Source organism: Pseudomonas atagonensis (assembly GCF_011369485.1).
Lineage (GTDB): Bacteria > Pseudomonadota > Gammaproteobacteria > Pseudomonadales > Pseudomonadaceae > Aquipseudomonas > Aquipseudomonas atagonensis.
In genome coordinates this window covers 91,624-107,584 of sequence record NZ_VXCA01000009.1, presented here as the reverse complement: position 1 = coordinate 107,584, position 15,961 = coordinate 91,624, and the positions used below count along the sequence as shown (strand labels likewise).

Below are 15,961 nucleotides of genomic sequence, written 5' to 3'. Positions count from 1 at the left end.
CAGGAGAACGCATTCCAATGTGGGAGCGGGCTTGCTCGCGAATGGGGCGACTCGGTCTATCTGACCGGGCTTATTCCATGTCCTTGAGCCACTCGGTGCTCTTGAACCACTTGTCATGGATGCGATCGTAGGTGCCGTCTTCGTGGATCTGGTGCAGGAAGTTATTGATGAAGTTGAGGCTGTCGTAGTCACCCTTCTTCAGACCGAACGCCAGTGGCTCGTAGGTAAACGGCTTGTCGAGGAACACCAGTTTGCCGGCGCCGACCTTGTTTACGGCAACCACGTTGTACGGCGCGTCGTAGATGAAGGCGTCTGCCTTGCCGTTGACCACGTCGAGCACAGCTTCCTGCTCGTTGTCGTAGCCGTGGTACTTGGCTTTGGAGATCAGCTTCTTGGCGACCATCTCGCCGGTGGTGCCGAGCTTGGAGGTGATGCGGTAGTCGGCAGTGTTCAGGTCTTTGTAGGACTTGATGGTGCCTTCCAGCTCCTTGCGGATCAGCAGAGTCTGGCCGACCACAATGAACGGTTCGCTGAAGTTCAGGCGCAGGTTGCGTTCCTGGGTCAGGGTCATGCCGCTGCCGATCATGTCGAACTTATCGGTCATCAGCGCCGGAATGATGCCGTCGTAACCGGTGGACACCAGCTCCAGTTTGACGCCCATGGCCTTGGTCATGGCTTTGAGGATGTCGACTTCGAAACCGATGATTTCGCCGCGCTTGTTGGTCATTTCGAACGGCATGTAGGTCGGATCCATACCGACTTTCAAGGTGCCGCGCTTGACCGCGTCATCGATGGCGCCGGCCTGCGCCGCATTGACTGCAACCAGTGCCGTGACGCCGACCAGCAGCATCGACAGATACTTCTTCATCTTCAAGTCCCCAAAACCATTGCGTTTGCGGCGCGAAAACCGACAGAAATGGACAAGATTGTCCGGGTGCGCCAATTCGGGGACGGATGCTAACGCACTCGATTTTTTGCACAAGGTTTAATGGACGATTTGTTTAACATTCAAAGGCCGACCCTCACCCCTGCCCTCACCCCTGCCCTCTCCCCAGAGGGGAGAGGGGGCCGACCGAGGTGTCTTGCGCCATACATCGACCTGAATGACCGAGTCGATTATGGATTCAACACCGCTAGATCAGGTCGGCGTATCTCTGAAGCATCCCCCCGTCAGTCCCCTCTCCCTCCGGGAGAGGGTTAGGGTGAGGGGGCTTTTCAGCAGGCAAAAAAAACCCCGCAACATCGCGGGGTTTCTTCATCAGGCCGGTTGCGCCTGCAGGCTAACAGGCTTGAGCGGCAGTAGCGGTGCATGCGGATCGGCTTTCACCGAAGCGCGCCATGCATCCAGCCACTCGGCGTGACCTTCGGCCCACACTTGCTCGTGCAGACGACCCAGCGCAACCGGATCGCTCAGCAGTTGCAAGCGCTCGTGGTTATTCAGCCCGGCCGGGCCGACCTTGATCGCGTGACGCACACGCTCCTGACGTAGCCACTCGATCGGTTCGGCCTGACCGTGACGGGAAGTCGCCAGCGAGCACGCCAAAGCGTTCTGCTGTGGATCGACCACCGCGCGGACAAAGCCGTCGTTGAGGGCGTGGTAACGATTTTCGTGGGTGTACTGATCGGTCGCCAGCAGCGCCTGTGGCGGATTGTATTCCTCAGGGATGAGGAACAGGCTCTCGTCACGGGATTTGAGGCCCAGACCGACACGACTGGAAATCACCGACACCGGAATCGACAACATCAGCGAACCGACAATCGGCACCAGCCACCAGAGGAAGCTCGGGTTCAGCCAGATCACCAGCAGTGCCCAGCAGAAACCCAGCAGGGTTTGCGGGCCGTGGCGCTTGACCGCTTCGCTCCATGGCGTCGAGTCGTCGTCACGCTGCGGCGAGTTCCAGGTCGCTGCCCAGCCGAGGAACGCGGCCAGGACGAAACGGGTGTGGAAAATCATCCGCACCGGCGCCAGCAGCATGGAGAAGAGCATCTCCAGCAGCATCGACAGAGTCACCTTGAACTTGCCACCGAACTCTTTCGCGCCCTTGGCCCAGATCAGTATGATGCTCAGCAGTTTCGGCAGGAACAGCAGCACGATGGTTGTCGAGAACAGCGCGATGGCTTTATCCGGGTGCCATTGTGGCCACAGTGGATAGAGCTGGCGCGGTTCGAGGAAGTACTGCGGCTCCATCAATGTGTTCACCGCCAGCAGCGCGGTCGACAACACCAGGAAGAAGAACCACAACGGCGCCGACAGGTACGACATCACGCCCGTCAGGAACACCGCCCGGTGTACCGGGTGCATGCCTTTAACCAGGAACAGACGGAAGTTCATCAGGTTGCCGTGGCACCAGCGACGGTCACGCTTGAGTTCGTCGAGCAGGTTCGGCGGCAGTTCTTCGTAGCTGCCCGGCAGGTCGTAGGCAATCCACACGCCCCAGCCGGCACGGCGCATCAGCGCGGCTTCAACGAAGTCGTGAGACAGGATCGCACCGGAGAACGCACCTTTGCCCGGCAACGGCGCCAGGGCGCAGTGGTCGATGAACGGCTTCATGCGGATGATCGCGTTGTGACCCCAGTAGTGGGATTCACCCAACTGCCAGAAGTGCAGACCGGCGGTAAACAGCGGGCCGTATACGCGGGTCGCAAACTGCTGCATGCGCGCATACAGGGTGTCCATGCCCGACGCACGCGGCGCCGTCTGGATGATCCCGGCGTCCGGAGTGGCTTCCATCAGACGCACCAGACTGGTCAGGCACTCGCCGCTCATCACCGAGTCGGCGTCGAGCACGACCATGTACTTGTAGTCACCGCCCCAACGACGGCAGAAGTCGTCGAGGTTGCCGCTCTTGCGTTTCACACGACGACGACGGCGGCGATAGAAGATCTTGCCGAAGCCTTTGGCTTCACGGCAGACGTCCAGCCAGGCCTGTTGCTCGGCCACGCAGATATCGGTGTCGTTACTGTCGCTGAGGACGAAGAAGTCGAAACGATCCAGATCACCGGTGGCGGCGACCGACTCGAACGTCGCACGCAGACCGGCGAACACGCGCGGCACGTCTTCGTTGCAGATCGGCATTACCAGTGCGGTGCGCGCATCCTTGGCAATCGGCTCGTTGCCGGCACTTTTACCGGAGATCCGGTATTTATCGTGACCGGTGAGCAGTTCAAGGAAGCCCATCAGCGCAGTCCAGAAACCGGCCGATACCCAGCAGAACAGAATCCCGAACAGAATCAGGATGCTGGTCTGCAACGCATACGGCAGCACTTGCGTGGCGGTTTGCAGCAACGGTTGATGCAGGACTTCTTCGAGGTCGACGAACGACCAGCCCTGATACGGCATGATGCCTTTCATGTACCAACCGGCGACGATGGTCTGGCCGAGCATCAGCAGCAACAGAATGTAGCGACGGATCGAACCTACGGTGCGCCAGCGCGCAGCCGGCAGGACATTCTCGTCCTTCGGCGGCTGCGGCGGGTTGGTGCGACCGGTCAGACGACGCCAGCCACGCACCAGAATATTGGTGCGCCACGGCTCCGGCACGACCTTGGTGCGACGGATCGGCGGCGTCGCCTTCATGCTGACGCGACCGCTGGCGTCGAGCACCAGCATCTCCGCGTCTTCCAGTTCTTCGGCGGTGCTCAGGGTCAAGCGCTTGCCCACCGAAGCCTGGGCGGCTTCGGCAGGGGCGTCGAACGTCGAGGACGACAAGCGTTGGTGCAGCTCGCTGAACGACTGGCAGCCCGCGAGTTCCGCGCGCTGTTCGTCGGTCATCGGCAGATGCGCCAGATACTCGGACAGAGTTTCTGGCTGTACTTGAGAGTTACTCATCGGCAGGCAACTGATAGCTCCAGGTCTCGGTCAGGACTTCTTCAGTCGGGGCCGATTCCGGTGTGGCTGGGGCCGCGTCCGCAGCTGCTGGCTGCTTAGCGTCTTTGTTGGCCTTGTCCTTGGCATCTGCTACTGGCTTGGCGTCGGCCTGTTTGGCCTCGGCAGCCTTGGCTTCCTTGTCGAGTTTCTCTTGTTGTTTGGCCGCGACCTTGTCGGCCTTGGCGACGGACGAATTGGACGCCGGCACCGATTTCGCCAGATCAGCAGTCACAACCGGCTGAACCAGAGCGGCACGCATCTCTGTCGACTTGCTCGCGTCCTTGATTTTCATCCGCAGGGTCAAACGCCAGCCCTTGGTTTCAGGGTTGTAACGCACGCTGTTTTCAACCAGTTCGGCGTTGTCGCCAACACTGACCTGGCTGCGCACGTCGGCGTCCGGGGTCAGAGCCGCCAGCGATGGACCTTCGAAGTCGACCAGGTAGGCAACGCTGCCGTCCGGCTGACGGATCAGGTTCGATTGCTTGACGTCACCGGTGGAGCGCAGCGTCTGCGAAACCCAGGCGCTGTCCGGCGCGTGAATCGCCGCTTCGTCCATGGTCCAGTGCAGGCGGTAGGCGAAGTCCAGTGGCTTGCCTGGCTCCGGCATGGTTTCCGGGCTCCAGAACGCAACGATGTTGTCGTTGGTTTCGTCGGCGGTCGGAATTTCTACCAGATCAACGGTGCCCTTGCCCCACTCGCCCTTCGGCTCGATCCAGGCGCTTGGGCGCTTGTCGTAGCGATCGTCGAGGTCTTCGTAATGGCTGAAGTCGCGGCCACGTTGCAGCAGACCGAAACCACGCGGGTTCTCGACGCTGAAGTTGCTCACGGCCAGGTGTTTCGGGTTGTTCAGCGGACGCCAGATCCACTCGCCGTTACCGGCATGGATCGACAGGCCACTGGAGTCGTGCAGTTCACGACGATAGTTGAGGACTTTCGACGGCTGGTTGGCACCGAACAGGAACATGCTGGTCAGCGGCGCGATGCCCAGTTTGCCGACTTTGTCACGCAGGAAGACCTGCGCCTTGACGTCGACGATGGTGTCGCTGCCCGGACGCAGGATCAGACGATAGGCACCGGTGGCACGCGGCGAGTCGAGCAGCGCGAAGATCACCAGGTGCTTGTCACCCGGCTTCGGCTGCTGAATCCAGAACTCTCGGAAACGCGGGAATTCTTCACCCGACGGCAGCGCGGTATCAATCGCCAGACCACGGGCCGACAGACCGTAGGTGTGCCCCTTGCCGACGACGCGGAAGTAGCTCGCGCCGAGCATGGTCATGATTTCGTCTTGCTTGTCGGCCTTGTTGATCGGGTACAGCACACGGAAACCGGCATAACCCAGTTGTTCGGTGGCTTTCGGATCGAATTTCAGATCGCCGAAATCGAAACGGGAAGGATCGTATTTGATCTCTTCGACGGTGTTCGCCGTGATTTCGTTGATTTTCACCGGTGTATCGAAGTGCATACCCTGGTGATAGAAGGACAATTTGAACGGGGTCTTCTGATCGGCCCACTCAGCCTTTTCGGTGAGGAAGCGGATTTTCTGATAGTCCGCGAACTTCATGTCACGGAATTCGTTCGGCAGGTTGCTGCGCGGGGCTTCGAATTTCTGCCCGGCCAGCTCTTTGGCCTTGGTCGATACATCGTCAAGATTGAACGCCCAAAGCTGACCGGCGCTGAGCAGGCACAGGAGCGCCGAACCCGCTACCAGGGCACTTCGCATGCGTTTGGCAGACATTTTTGCTGCATTACAGGGACTAACAATCACGAGCAACCCTCGCCGAAAACAGATCAATAAACCAACGGCCAGATGAAGTGCCTGTAGGGTTTTCGGTAGTAAAAAACCGACCTTCCAGAACACTCTTGCCAAGTTGGCGAGCATTGTTCCGACTCCGCTGGGGCAAAATGATTCCCCAATCGGATCCGGACAAGTCTCTACCTAAGTCAAAATGGACCAACGAACGCTGATCCCCGTAGCGCGCGATTATCTAGTAGCCCGCATGACAACGCATCAGGGGTAACAAAGTATTTATCGCGAAAATTGCCTGTTTTCAGTCGAAATGCCCTTAAAAAGATGTTTCAAGCGCTTTCAAGTCTGTAACAGGAAGGTTACCGGGCCATCATTGACCAGGTGCACCTGCATATCCGCGCCGAATCTACCTGATGCCACAGTGCCATGCATCTGTTTCGCTTTGCTTAATAGATAGTCGAACAATTCCTCGCCCAGGGCCGGAGGAGCCGCCGTCGAAAAACTCGGTCGCAACCCGCTTTTGGTGTCGGCAGCCAGAGTGAACTGAGAGACCAGCAGCAACCCGCCGCCAACATCCGCCAGAGACAAGTTCATCTTGCCCTCGGCGTCGCTGAATACCCGATAGTTAAGCAGCTTATGCAGAAGTTTGTCGGCGCTGGCACGCGTGTCGTCGGGTTCGACCGCTACCAGCACCAGCAAACCCTGATCGACCGCGCCAACCACCTCGCCCGCCACTTCGACTCGCGCACCACGAACGCGCTGTAAAAGCCCCTTCATGCTTCTTCGGGCGGCAGGTCGAGCAGACGCCGGGCCATTTTGCTCGCGGCGCGCACCAGCGCATCGGTTATGCCCGGCTCGGACGCAGCATGGCCGGCATCGCGGATCACCTGCAGTTCGCTGTTCGGCCAGGCCTGGTGCAATTCCCACGCATTGTCCAGCGGACAGATCACGTCGTAACGACCGTGAATGATCACGCCCGGCAGATGGGCGATCTTACCCATATCGCGAATCAGTTGATTCGGCTCAAGGAACGCATTGTTGGTGAAGTAATGGCATTCGATCCGCGCAATCGACAGCGCGCGCTGCGGTTCGGAGAAGCGATCGACCACCAGCGGATTCGGCCGCAGCGTCGCGGTGCGCCCTTCCCAGGTCGACCAGGCTTTAGCCGCGTGCATCTGGGCTATTTGATCGTTGCCGGTCAGGCGCTTGTGGAAAGCGCTGAGCAGGTCGTCGCGCTCGTCGAGCGGGATCGGCGCAATGTAGTCCTGCCAGTAATCAGGGAACAGACGGCTGGCGCCGGCCTGATAAAACCACTCGATTTCCTGCGGGCGGCAGAGAAAGATCCCACGCAGGATCAAACCGTGAACGCGTTCAGGGTGGGTTTGCGCATAGGCCAGCGCCAGGGTCGAACCCCACGAGCCGCCAAAAAGCACCCATTTATCGATGCCCAAGTGCTTGCGAATGCGCTCGAGGTCAGCGACCAGATCCCAGGTGGTGTTGTTTTCCAGGCTGGCATGCGGGGTGGAACGTCCACAGCCACGCTGGTCGAAGGTGACGATGCGATACAGGTTCGGGTCGAAATAGCGACGGCTCTGCGCGTCGCAACCGGCGCCAGGACCGCCGTGAATGAAGACGACCGGCAAACCTTCCGGCGAGCCGCTTTCGTCTACATAAAGAGTATGGGTGTCATCGACAGCCAGATCGTGCCGGGCGTGAGGTTTGATCTGCGGAAACAAAGTCTGCATTGCGCGCTCCGTAAGGGGTCGAGGTCATCCCTGGGGGGACTTCTATTATTCTGCCGTTGGGCATCATAAACCCGATTTGCGTCAATGAGCATGCTCCGGGACAGTCACCGTTTGTCAGCCATCAACTTCGCAGGGTGTACACCATCCTGTGGGAGCGAGCCTGCTCGCGAATGCGGTGTGTCAGTCAACGTAGATGCTGGCTGACCGGACGCCTTCGCGAGCAGGCTCGCTCCCACAGGGAATTGCGTGATTACTTGCTGTAGTGTTTTTGGCCCCACGCCAGATAGCCCTGCAGCAATTCCTTGAGCACCACCCGCGTCGGCTCGGCCAGATCGGCGCGATAGCGGAACGGTTCGAACTCTTCCATGTAGGTGCACTGGCCCAGTTCCAGTTGCACCGCGTGAATGTTCTCGGCCGGGTTGCCGTAGTGACGGGTGATGTGGCCACCCTTGAAACGGCCGTTGAGTACATGGCTGTAATCGCCGTGACGCGCGCAAATCGCTTCCAGTTGCGTGGCCAGTTGTGGATCGCAACTGGCGCCGTTGAAGGTGCCGAGGTTGAAGTCCGGCAACTTGCCGTCGAACAGGTGCGGGATGATCGAGCGGATCGAGTGCGCATCGAACAACAGCGCATAACCAAACTCGGCTTTCAGACGCTCCAGTTCTTCCTGCAAGGTGCGGTGATACGGCGTCCAGATCTGTTCCAGATAAGTCGCACGCTCCTCTTTTGAAGGCTCCTGCCCTTGCTTGAACAGCGGGATGCCATCGAACAGCGTCGCCGGATACAGCCCGGTGGTGGCGCCGGCGTAAAGCGGTCTGTCGTCGGACGGGCGATTCAGGTCGATCACAAAACGCGAGTATTCGGCGGCCAACGTACTGGCGCCGAGTTCTTCAGCAAAATCGTAAAGCTGCGGAATGTGCCAGTCGGTGTCCGGCAGGCTTTTCGCGTCCGGAATCAACCCGGCCTCGACCGCCGGCGTCAGACGCACACCGGCGTGGGGCATGCTGATCAGCAGCGGCACACGACCTTGTTTGAAGTTCAGAACCTTATCCACAACCGCTCTCCTACAGACTTGATTCGACGCCGTGACGCACGACGCGTTTGTCCAGATCGCCACCGAGCCAATAAGCCAGGTCCGCCGGGCGATCAATGTGCCAGGCAACGAAATCCGCGACCTTGCCGACTTCCAGCGAACCGTGGGTGGCGGCCATGCCCAACGCTTGCGCAGCATGAATGGTCGCACCGGCCAGGGCCTCTTCCGGGGTCATGCGGAAACAGGTGCAGGCCATGTTCAGCATCAGGCGCAACGATAGCGCTGGCGAGGTGCCGGGGTTGAGGTCGCTGGCGATGGCGATCTTCACTTTATGCTTGCGCAGGGCTTCCATCGGCGGCAACTGGGTTTCACGCAGGAAATAGAACGCGCCCGGCAGCAACACCGCGACGGTATCGGATGCGGCCATGGCGATGGCGTCGGCCTCGTCCATGAACTCCAGATGATCGGCAGACAACGCGTGATAGCGCGCAGCGAGGCTGGAGCCGTGCAGCGACGACAGTTGCTCGGCGTGCAGCTTCACCGGCAGACCGAGTTTTTGCGCGGCGACGAACACACGCTCGACCTGCTCCGGCGAGAACGCCAGGTATTCGCAAAATGCATCCACCGCATCGACCAGACCTTCGGCGGCCAGCGCCGGCAGCATCTCAGTGCAGATCAGCTCGATGTAATCGTCAGCGCGGTCCTTGTATTCCGGTGGCAACGCGTGAGCGGCGAGACAGGTGCTGCGCACGCTGATCGGCAGCTCGTTGGCCAGACGGCGGATGACCCGGAGAATTTTGCGTTCATTGACCAGATCGAGGCCGTAGCCGGATTTCATTTCGACCGTGGTCACGCCGTCGCGCATCAGGCTTTTCAGGCGTTTGGCGGCGCTGGCGAACAGCTCGTCTTCAGTCGCTTCGCGCGTCGCGCGCACGGTGCTGGCGATACCACCGCCCTGCGCGGCGATCTCAGCGTAGCTGACGCCTTGCAGGCGCTTTTCGAATTCACCGCTGCGGTTGCCGCCGAACACCGTATGGGTGTGGCAGTCGATCAGGCCGGGAGTGACCCATGCACCTTGCAGATCATTGACGTCCGGGTACTCGCCGGACGGCAATTGATCACGCGGGCCGATCCACTCGATGAGCGCACCGGACGTCACGATGGCCGCATCCTCGATGATCGAGTAGACGCCTTGCGCCATGGTTGCGACGTGGCAGTGTTGCCAGAGGGTTTTCACTGTTGGCCTCCGTTGGATTCTGTTTGGTGAGCGGCCTTCAAAAGCCCCTCACCCTAGCCCTCTCCCGGAGGGAGAGGGGACTGACCGGGTTGTTCTTTCGAGGTACATCGACCTGAAATTACTGAGCCGAACTCAGGTCTCGAAGCTCACCGAGATCGGCTCCCTTCCCCCTCTCCCCCTTGGGGGAGAGGGTTGGGGTGAGGGGGATAGATTTCAGTAACAACAAACCTCCCCTTGAAAACCCACTTACAAACTAGGCAGCAGCTTGGCCGGAACCAGTTCGGTCAGGCACCGCGAAGCCAGCAGTTCGGTCGCGGCATTGATGTCCGGCGCAAAGAAGCGGTCCTTCTCGTAGAACGGCACTTCGCGACGCAGAATCGCCCGCGCCTGTTCCAGCTTCGCCGAAGTCTTCAGACCGCTACGCAGATCCAGCCCTTGCACCGCCGCCAGCCATTCCACCGCGAGAATTCCACGCGTGTTCTCGGCCATTTCCCACAGGCGCTTGCCCGCCGCCGGGGCCATCGACACGTGGTCTTCCTGGTTGGCCGAAGTCGGCAGGCTGTCCACCGAATGCGGATGGGACAGCGCCTTGTTTTCGCTGGCCAAGGCCGCTGCGGTCACTTGAGCGATCATGAAACCGGAGTTCACCCCGCCATTGGCCACCAGGAACGGCGGCAGTTGCGACATGTGCTTGTCCATCATCAGCGAGATACGGCGCTCGCTCAGCGAGCCGATTTCGGCAATGGCCAGCGCCATGTTGTCAGCCGCCATGGCCACCGGTTCGGCGTGGAAGTTACCGCCGGAAATCACATCGCCTTCGGCTGCGAATACCAATGGGTTATCCGACACGGCGTTGGCTTCGACCGCCAGCACTTCAGCGGCCTGACGGAACTGGGTCAGGCAGGCACCCATGACTTGTGGCTGGCAGCGCAGCGAATACGGGTCCTGGACCTTTTCGCAGTTCTGGTGCGAGTCGGAGACTTCGCTGCGCTCACCGAGCAGATCGCGGTAAGCGGCAGCGGCATCGATCTGGCCTTTCTGGCCGCGAGCCGCGTGAATGCGTGCGTCGAACGGCGAGCGCGAACCAAGTACCGCTTCAACCGTCAGACCGCCCAGCGCCAACGCGCCGGCAAACAAATCTTCACCTTCAAACAAGCCACGCAACGCAAACGCCGTGGAAACCTGCGTGCCATTCAGCAGCGCCAGACCTTCTTTGGCCGCCAGCGTCAGTGGCGTCAGACCGGCAACTTTCAGCGCTTCGGTCGCTTCCATCCATTCGCCCTTGTAACGCGCCTTGCCCTCGCCCAGCAGCACCAGCGACATGTGCGCCAGCGGCGCCAAGTCACCGGATGCGCCCACCGAACCCTTCAATGGAATGTGCGGGTAAACCTCGGCGTTGATCAGCGCGATAAGCGCATCGATCACCACGCGGCGGATACCGGAGAAACCACGGCTGAGGCTGTTGACCTTGAGCACCATGATCAGGCGCACCAGCTCATCGCTGATCGGCTGGCCGACGCCGGCGGCGTGGGACAGCACCAGCGAGCGCTGCAGGTTTTCGAGGTCTTCGCTGGCGATGCGGGTCGAGGCCAGCAGGCCGAACCCGGTGTTGATGCCGTAGGCTGTGCGGTTCTCGGCGAGGATCTGCTCGACGCAGGCCACGCTGGCTTCGATCTGCGCCGAGGCGCTGTTGTCGAGGCTCAGCTTGACCGGGTGCTGGTAGACGTCACGCAGTTGAGCCAGGCTCAGTTGGCCGGGAATCAGGTTTAGCGCAGTCATTAAAATGCTCCTTTTGAGAGTTTGTTATTGGCTCGCCAGTCGCTCCGGATTATTCCGTTGTCCGTCGCATTTCGCCTTTTGGGCGATCCGCGCCTTGGCACGCTGGCGTTTAAAAAATCAGTGCAAATTCGGCAGTAACGTGTGCGGCAGATTCGGGTCTTTCAACACGCTCGCAGCGGCGCCGATGTCCGGCGCCAGCCAGCGATCCTGATCGTAGGCCGGGACCTTTTCCCGCAGCAGTCGCCACGCCACATCGGTGCCGGCGCCGAAGCGTTGTTCCTTGAGAAATTCAAACGCCTGCGCCGCCAGCAGATATTCGATGGCGAGGATCTGTGTGCAGTTTTCCAGCGCACGGTGCAGCTTGAGCGCGGCGTTGGTGCCCATGCTCAAGTGGTCTTCCTGCAGGCCCGAGGTGATGTAGTTGTCGAGCACCGCCGGTTGCGCCAGTTGACGGTTTTCCGCACACAGCGACGCGGCGACGTACTGCACGATCATCATCCCGGAGTTCACCCCCGGATTGGCCACCAGAAATGCCGGCAGACCGCTGACGTGCGGGTTAACCAAACGATCGAGGCGACGCTCGGCAATCGAGCCGATTTCGGCCATGGCGATGGCCAGCAGATCCGCCGCCATCGCCACCGATTGCCCGTGAGGGTTGGCTTGCGACATGACGCGGAAGTTGTCCGGCGTGCCGAGCAACAGCGGGTTGTCGGTGCAGCCGTTGAGTTCGGCTTCGACCTGTTTGATCGCGTGATCCAGTTGATCGCGGGCGGCGCCGTGCACCTGCGGGATAGAACGGATACTCAGCGCATCCTGCGTACGAATGCCTTTGCTCGACGCAATCACTTCACTTCCATCGAGCAACGCACGCAGGTTGATGCCGACGTGCTGCATGCCCGGGTGCGGCTTGAGCGCGATGATCTCGGCATCGAACGCGGCGATCTGCCCGCGTTGCGCTTCGAAACTCATGGCACCGATGACGTCGGCCCATTGCACCAGACGCGTGGCATCGGCAATCGCCAGACAGCTGAGGCCGGTCATGCACGGCGTGCCGTTGACCAGGCACAAGCCATCCTTCGCACCGAGTTGCACCGGTTGCAGGCCTTCTTCGGCCAGAGCCTGTTGCGCCGAGGTGATCTGCCCGCGATAGCTGACATTGCCCACGCCCAGCAGCGCGATGCCGATGTGCGCCATGTGGGTCAGATAACCCACCGAACCTTGCGAGGGCACCTGCGGAGTAATGCCAAGATTGAGCAGCGCCAGCAGCGCTTCGACCACCCGGCGATGAATCCCGGATTTACCGTGGCTGTAGTTGTGAATGGCGGCGCAGATGATGGCGCGGGTCTGTTCGTCGGCGAGTACCGGGCCGACGCCACAGGCGTGGCTGAGCAAGGTGTTGCGCGAGAGCTGGCTGAGTTGTTCATCCTTGAGCGAGACGTTGGACAAGCCGCCCAGACCGGTGTTGACGCCATAGGCGCGCTCGCCGCTTTCGACGATGCGCTGGACGATGCCTTGGGCATTTTCGATGCGCGCCCAGGTCTGGGCCGACAGCTCGAGCTGCGCGCCGTGACGGGCTACCGCGACCACATCCTGCCAACGCATCGGGGCGTCGGCGATAACGATTTTTTCAGCCTGGGACATCATTGACCTCTTACCCGAATATTGATGCAGCTCTGCCGACGCCTTCGCGAGCAAGCCCGCTCCCACATTGGATCTGTGCCGAACACAAATTTTAAATACACCAACTATCCAATGTGGGAGCGGGCTTGCTCGCGAAAAGGTCGGCACAAACGCCGCGAATCTCTTAAACCACCGCCGCCCGCCGCTGCACGAAGCGGTCGACATATTCGTCCGCCGGCGAATGCAGGATCTCTTTCGGCGTGCCGACCTGAATCAGGCGGCCGTCCTTGAGGATCGCGATGCGATTGCCGATGCGCACGGCCTCGTCGAGGTCGTGGGTGATGAAGACGATGGTCTTGTGCAGAGTCTTTTGCAGCTCCAGCAACTGATCCTGCATCTCGGCGCGGATCAGCGGATCGAGGGCGCTGAACGCTTCGTCCATCAGGATGATGTCAGTGTCCGCCGCCAAGGCCCGGGCCAGACCGACGCGCTGACGCATGCCGCCGGAGAGTTGATGCGGGTATTTGTTTTCATAGCCTTTGAGGCCCACGGTGTTGATCCAGTGCAGCGCACGTTCGGAGCACATTTGCTTGCTCTCGCCGCGCACCTTCAGGCCGTAGGCGACGTTGTCGAGCACGGTCTTGTGCGGCAGCAGGCCGAAGCTCTGGAACACCATGCTGATCTTGTGCCGGCGAAATTCGCGCAGGGCTTCCATGTCGTATTGCAGGATGTCCACGCCATCGACCAGGATCGCGCCGCTGGTCGGGTCGATGAGGCGATTGAAGTGGCGTACCAGCGTCGATTTGCCGGAGCCGGACAGGCCCATGATCACGAAAATCTCGCCGGTGCCGATGCTCAGCGACAGGTCGTTGACGCCGACCACGCAACCGGTTTCGTTCAGCACCTGATCCTTGGTTTTGCCCTGACCGACCATGGCCAACGCATCCTTGGCGCGGTTGCCGAAAATCTTGAAGACATTTTTGACTTCGATCTTGCTCACGGTTGCGTTGCTCATTTGCTCACCTCATGCCGTGGCCGACCGTACGCCTGGGTAATGCGGTCGATGACCACTGCGAGAATCACGATCGCCAGACCGGCTTCAAGACCGCGTCCGACGTTGAGGGTCTGAATGCCCACCAGCACATCTTCACCCAGGCCACGGGCGCCGATCATCGAGGCGATCACCACCATCGACAGGGCCATCATGGTGGTCTGGTTGATCCCGGCCATGATGCTTGGCAGGGCCAGCGGCAGTTGCACGCCGAACAGTTGCTGCCAGCGATTGGCGCCGAAAGCGTTGATCGCTTCCATGACTTCGCCGTCGACCTGGCGAATACCCAGATCGGTCAGGCGGATCAGCGGTGGCGCGGCGTAGATCACCGTGGCGAAAATCGCCGGGACCTTGCCCAGACCGAACAGCATCAGCACCGGGATCAGGTACACGAAACTTGGCATGGTCTGCATGATGTCGAGCAGCGGCATCAGCACCGAACGCAGGCGATTGCTGCGCGCCGAGAGAATCCCCAGCGGGATGCCGATCAGCACCGAAATGATCGTCGCGACCATCATCAGCGCCAGGGTCTGCATGAGTTTGTCCCACAGGCCAACGGCGCCGACGAGGAACAGCAGACCGACGATGACCGCCGTGGTCACCACTTTGCGTGTGGCGTGCCAGGCGACGACACCGACGATCGCCAGCATCAACCACCACGGCGCCGCACGCAGCAAGCCTTCGAGATTGACGATGGCCCACAACAGGGTGTCGGAGATGTGGCGGAACACATCACCGTAGTTGGTGACCAGCGAATCGACCCAACCGTTGACCCAGTCGGCGATGGAAAAGGTAAAGCTCTCGGGAAACATAAGCGGCTCTCAATCAGAAATCTCAATCAAGCGTTTACGGCATATCTCCCGGCCTGCCTCACGGTTAGCCGGGAGGTATCGACCTACAGCGCCGCGTCGATTTTCTTGGCTGCGTCGTCACTGACCCACGCGTGCCAGACCTCAGGATGTTCCTTGAGGAAGATTTTCGCCAGTTTTGGCGACTCGATACGTTCTTTGGCCATGCGACCCAGATTCTGGTTCAGCAAGTCGATTGGCAGGTTGACCTTTTCCAGCACGGCCACCAGTTCCGGAGCCTGTTCGTGGAAGGTTTTCGAGAGGCCGACCTTGATGCTCACAGACTTGTCGACGCCCGGTTTCTCTTCGAGTTTGACCGCGTCGATCTGACCCATCAGCGGTGTTGGCGACCAGTAGTAGAACAGGATCGGCTCGCCACGCTTGTAACTCGACAGCACTGCTGCATCGAGTGCCGGGCCGGTGCCCGGGCGGAAGTTGGTGTAGCTGTTTTCGAGGCCGTAGCTTTTCAGCATTTCGCTGTTGTCCAGCTCGCAGGTCCAGCCGGCCGGGCAGTTGTAGAAACGGCCCTTGGAAGGCTCTTCGGCGTCTTTGAAGATGGCCGCGTATTTGCCCAGATCAGCGATGTTTTTCAGGTCTGGGGCTTTCGCCTCAAGCTTGCGCTTGGCGTCGCCTTCGATCACGTAGCGCGGCACGTACCAGCCTTCCACCGCACCGACGACCGGCGCGCCGACACCGACGACCTTACCGGCCTTCTCGGCCTTGTTCCAGACCTCGCTGCGGCCGACCCACTCTTCGGCGAACACTTGAATATCGTTGCTGCTCAGGGCGTTTTCCATGGTGATGGAGTTGCCCGGCAGGCTGTCGGTCTTGCAGTCGTAACCTTTCTCCAGCACTACTTGCAGCACATCGGTCAGCAGCATGCCGCTTTCCCAGTTCAGCCCGGCGAATTTCACCGGTTTGCCCGATTCGCACCAGCCGGCTGCCTGAGTGGCGCCGGCACTGGCCAGCAGGCCCATGGAAAGCAATGCGGTCAGCAGGGTCTTGTTCGATTTCATTGTCGTGACGCTCCTAA

12 protein-coding genes and 1 pseudogene are annotated in these 15,961 nt (G+C 60.4%); all 13 read right to left on the bottom strand.

Going from position 1 to position 15,961, the window contains the following annotated elements; translation table 11 throughout:
• Positions 1-70: 70 nt before the first annotated feature.
• The gene (locus F2P67_RS06035; RefSeq protein ID WP_166218534.1) at positions 71-868 is read right to left on the bottom strand and encodes a transporter substrate-binding domain-containing protein; all 798 of its coding nucleotides are present in this window, start codon (positions 866-868) and stop codon (positions 71-73) included.
• A gap of 390 nt (positions 869-1,258) precedes the next feature.
• A complete protein-coding gene (gene mdoH / locus F2P67_RS06030) occupies positions 1,259-3,829 on the bottom strand; it encodes a glucans biosynthesis glucosyltransferase MdoH (RefSeq protein ID WP_166218533.1) in 2,571 nt (856 codons plus the stop codon).
• The gene (locus tag F2P67_RS06025; protein WP_166218531.1) at positions 3,822-5,603 is read right to left on the bottom strand and encodes a glucan biosynthesis protein G; all 1,782 of its coding nucleotides are present in this window, start codon (positions 5,601-5,603) and stop codon (positions 3,822-3,824) included. The genes mdoH and F2P67_RS06025 overlap by 8 nt, the downstream gene beginning before the upstream one ends.
• Before the next feature lie 351 nt (positions 5,604-5,954).
• Positions 5,955-6,392, bottom strand: coding sequence for a D-aminoacyl-tRNA deacylase (gene dtd, locus F2P67_RS06020; protein WP_166218529.1), 438 nt, complete (start codon positions 6,390-6,392; stop codon positions 5,955-5,957).
• Positions 6,389-7,360 carry a prolyl aminopeptidase gene (pip, locus tag F2P67_RS06015; protein WP_123449369.1) on the bottom strand — a complete coding sequence of 324 codons (972 nt, stop codon included), beginning with the start codon at positions 7,358-7,360 and terminating at the stop codon, positions 6,389-6,391. Before pip ends, dtd begins: the two co-directional genes overlap by 4 nt.
• Before the next feature lie 146 nt (positions 7,361-7,506).
• Positions 7,507-7,638, bottom strand: a pseudogene (locus F2P67_RS27960) (metal ABC transporter ATP-binding protein); the annotation flags it as partial.
• Positions 7,611-8,414, bottom strand: a complete 804-nt coding sequence (gene hutG, locus F2P67_RS06010) for an N-formylglutamate deformylase (protein ID WP_166218527.1) — start codon at positions 8,412-8,414, stop codon at positions 7,611-7,613. The gene hutG and the pseudogene F2P67_RS27960, both read right to left, overlap by 28 nt.
• A gap of 10 nt (positions 8,415-8,424) precedes the next feature.
• Positions 8,425-9,630: an imidazolonepropionase gene (hutI, locus tag F2P67_RS06005; RefSeq protein WP_166218525.1), complete on the bottom strand. Its 1,206-nt coding sequence runs from the start codon at positions 9,628-9,630 to the stop codon at positions 8,425-8,427.
• A 246-nt stretch (positions 9,631-9,876) separates the two neighbouring features.
• Positions 9,877-11,409, bottom strand: a complete 1,533-nt coding sequence (hutH, locus tag F2P67_RS06000) for a histidine ammonia-lyase (RefSeq protein WP_166218523.1) — start codon at positions 11,407-11,409, stop codon at positions 9,877-9,879.
• 117 nt (positions 11,410-11,526) lie between these two features.
• Positions 11,527-13,050 carry an HAL/PAL/TAL family ammonia-lyase gene (locus tag F2P67_RS05995; RefSeq protein WP_166218521.1) on the bottom strand — a complete coding sequence of 508 codons (1,524 nt, stop codon included), beginning with the start codon at positions 13,048-13,050 and terminating at the stop codon, positions 11,527-11,529.
• Between the two features lie 163 nt (positions 13,051-13,213).
• On the bottom strand, positions 13,214-14,044 hold the full coding sequence (locus tag F2P67_RS05990) for a quaternary amine ABC transporter ATP-binding protein (RefSeq protein WP_166218519.1): 831 nt from the start codon (positions 14,042-14,044) through the stop codon (positions 13,214-13,216).
• Entirely contained in the window at positions 14,041-14,892 is an 852-nt protein-coding gene (locus F2P67_RS05985; RefSeq protein ID WP_007949591.1) for an ABC transporter permease, read from the bottom strand. The genes F2P67_RS05990 and F2P67_RS05985 overlap by 4 nt, the downstream gene beginning before the upstream one ends.
• An 83-nt stretch (positions 14,893-14,975) precedes the next feature.
• A complete protein-coding gene (locus F2P67_RS05980) occupies positions 14,976-15,944 on the bottom strand; it encodes an ABC transporter substrate-binding protein (RefSeq protein ID WP_166218517.1) in 969 nt (322 codons plus the stop codon).
• Between the last annotated feature and the right edge of the window lie 17 nt (positions 15,945-15,961).

Bases quoted from the DNA above. Each gene is read 5' to 3' on its own strand.
- F2P67_RS06035 (WP_166218534.1), bottom strand. From the start codon at position 868: ATGAAGAAGTATCTGTCGATGCTGCTGGTCGGCGTCACGGCACTGGTT.
- mdoH (WP_166218533.1), bottom strand. From the start codon at position 3,829: ATGAGTAACTCTCAAGTACAGCCAGAAACTCTGTCCGAGTATCTGGCG.
- F2P67_RS06025 (WP_166218531.1), bottom strand. From the start codon at position 5,603: ATGTCTGCCAAACGCATGCGAAGTGCCCTGGTAGCGGGTTCGGCGCTC.
- dtd (WP_166218529.1), bottom strand. From the start codon at position 6,392: ATGAAGGGGCTTTTACAGCGCGTTCGTGGTGCGCGAGTCGAAGTGGCG.
- pip (WP_123449369.1), bottom strand. From the start codon at position 7,360: ATGCAGACTTTGTTTCCGCAGATCAAACCTCACGCCCGGCACGATCTG.
- hutH (WP_166218523.1), bottom strand. From the start codon at position 11,409: ATGACTGCGCTAAACCTGATTCCCGGCCAACTGAGCCTGGCTCAACTG.
- F2P67_RS05995 (WP_166218521.1), bottom strand. From the start codon at position 13,050: ATGTCCCAGGCTGAAAAAATCGTTATCGCCGACGCCCCGATGCGTTGG.
- F2P67_RS05990 (WP_166218519.1), bottom strand. From the start codon at position 14,044: ATGAGCAACGCAACCGTGAGCAAGATCGAAGTCAAAAATGTCTTCAAG.
- F2P67_RS05985 (WP_007949591.1), bottom strand. From the start codon at position 14,892: ATGTTTCCCGAGAGCTTTACCTTTTCCATCGCCGACTGGGTCAACGGT.
- F2P67_RS05980 (WP_166218517.1), bottom strand. From the start codon at position 15,944: ATGAAATCGAACAAGACCCTGCTGACCGCATTGCTTTCCATGGGCCTG.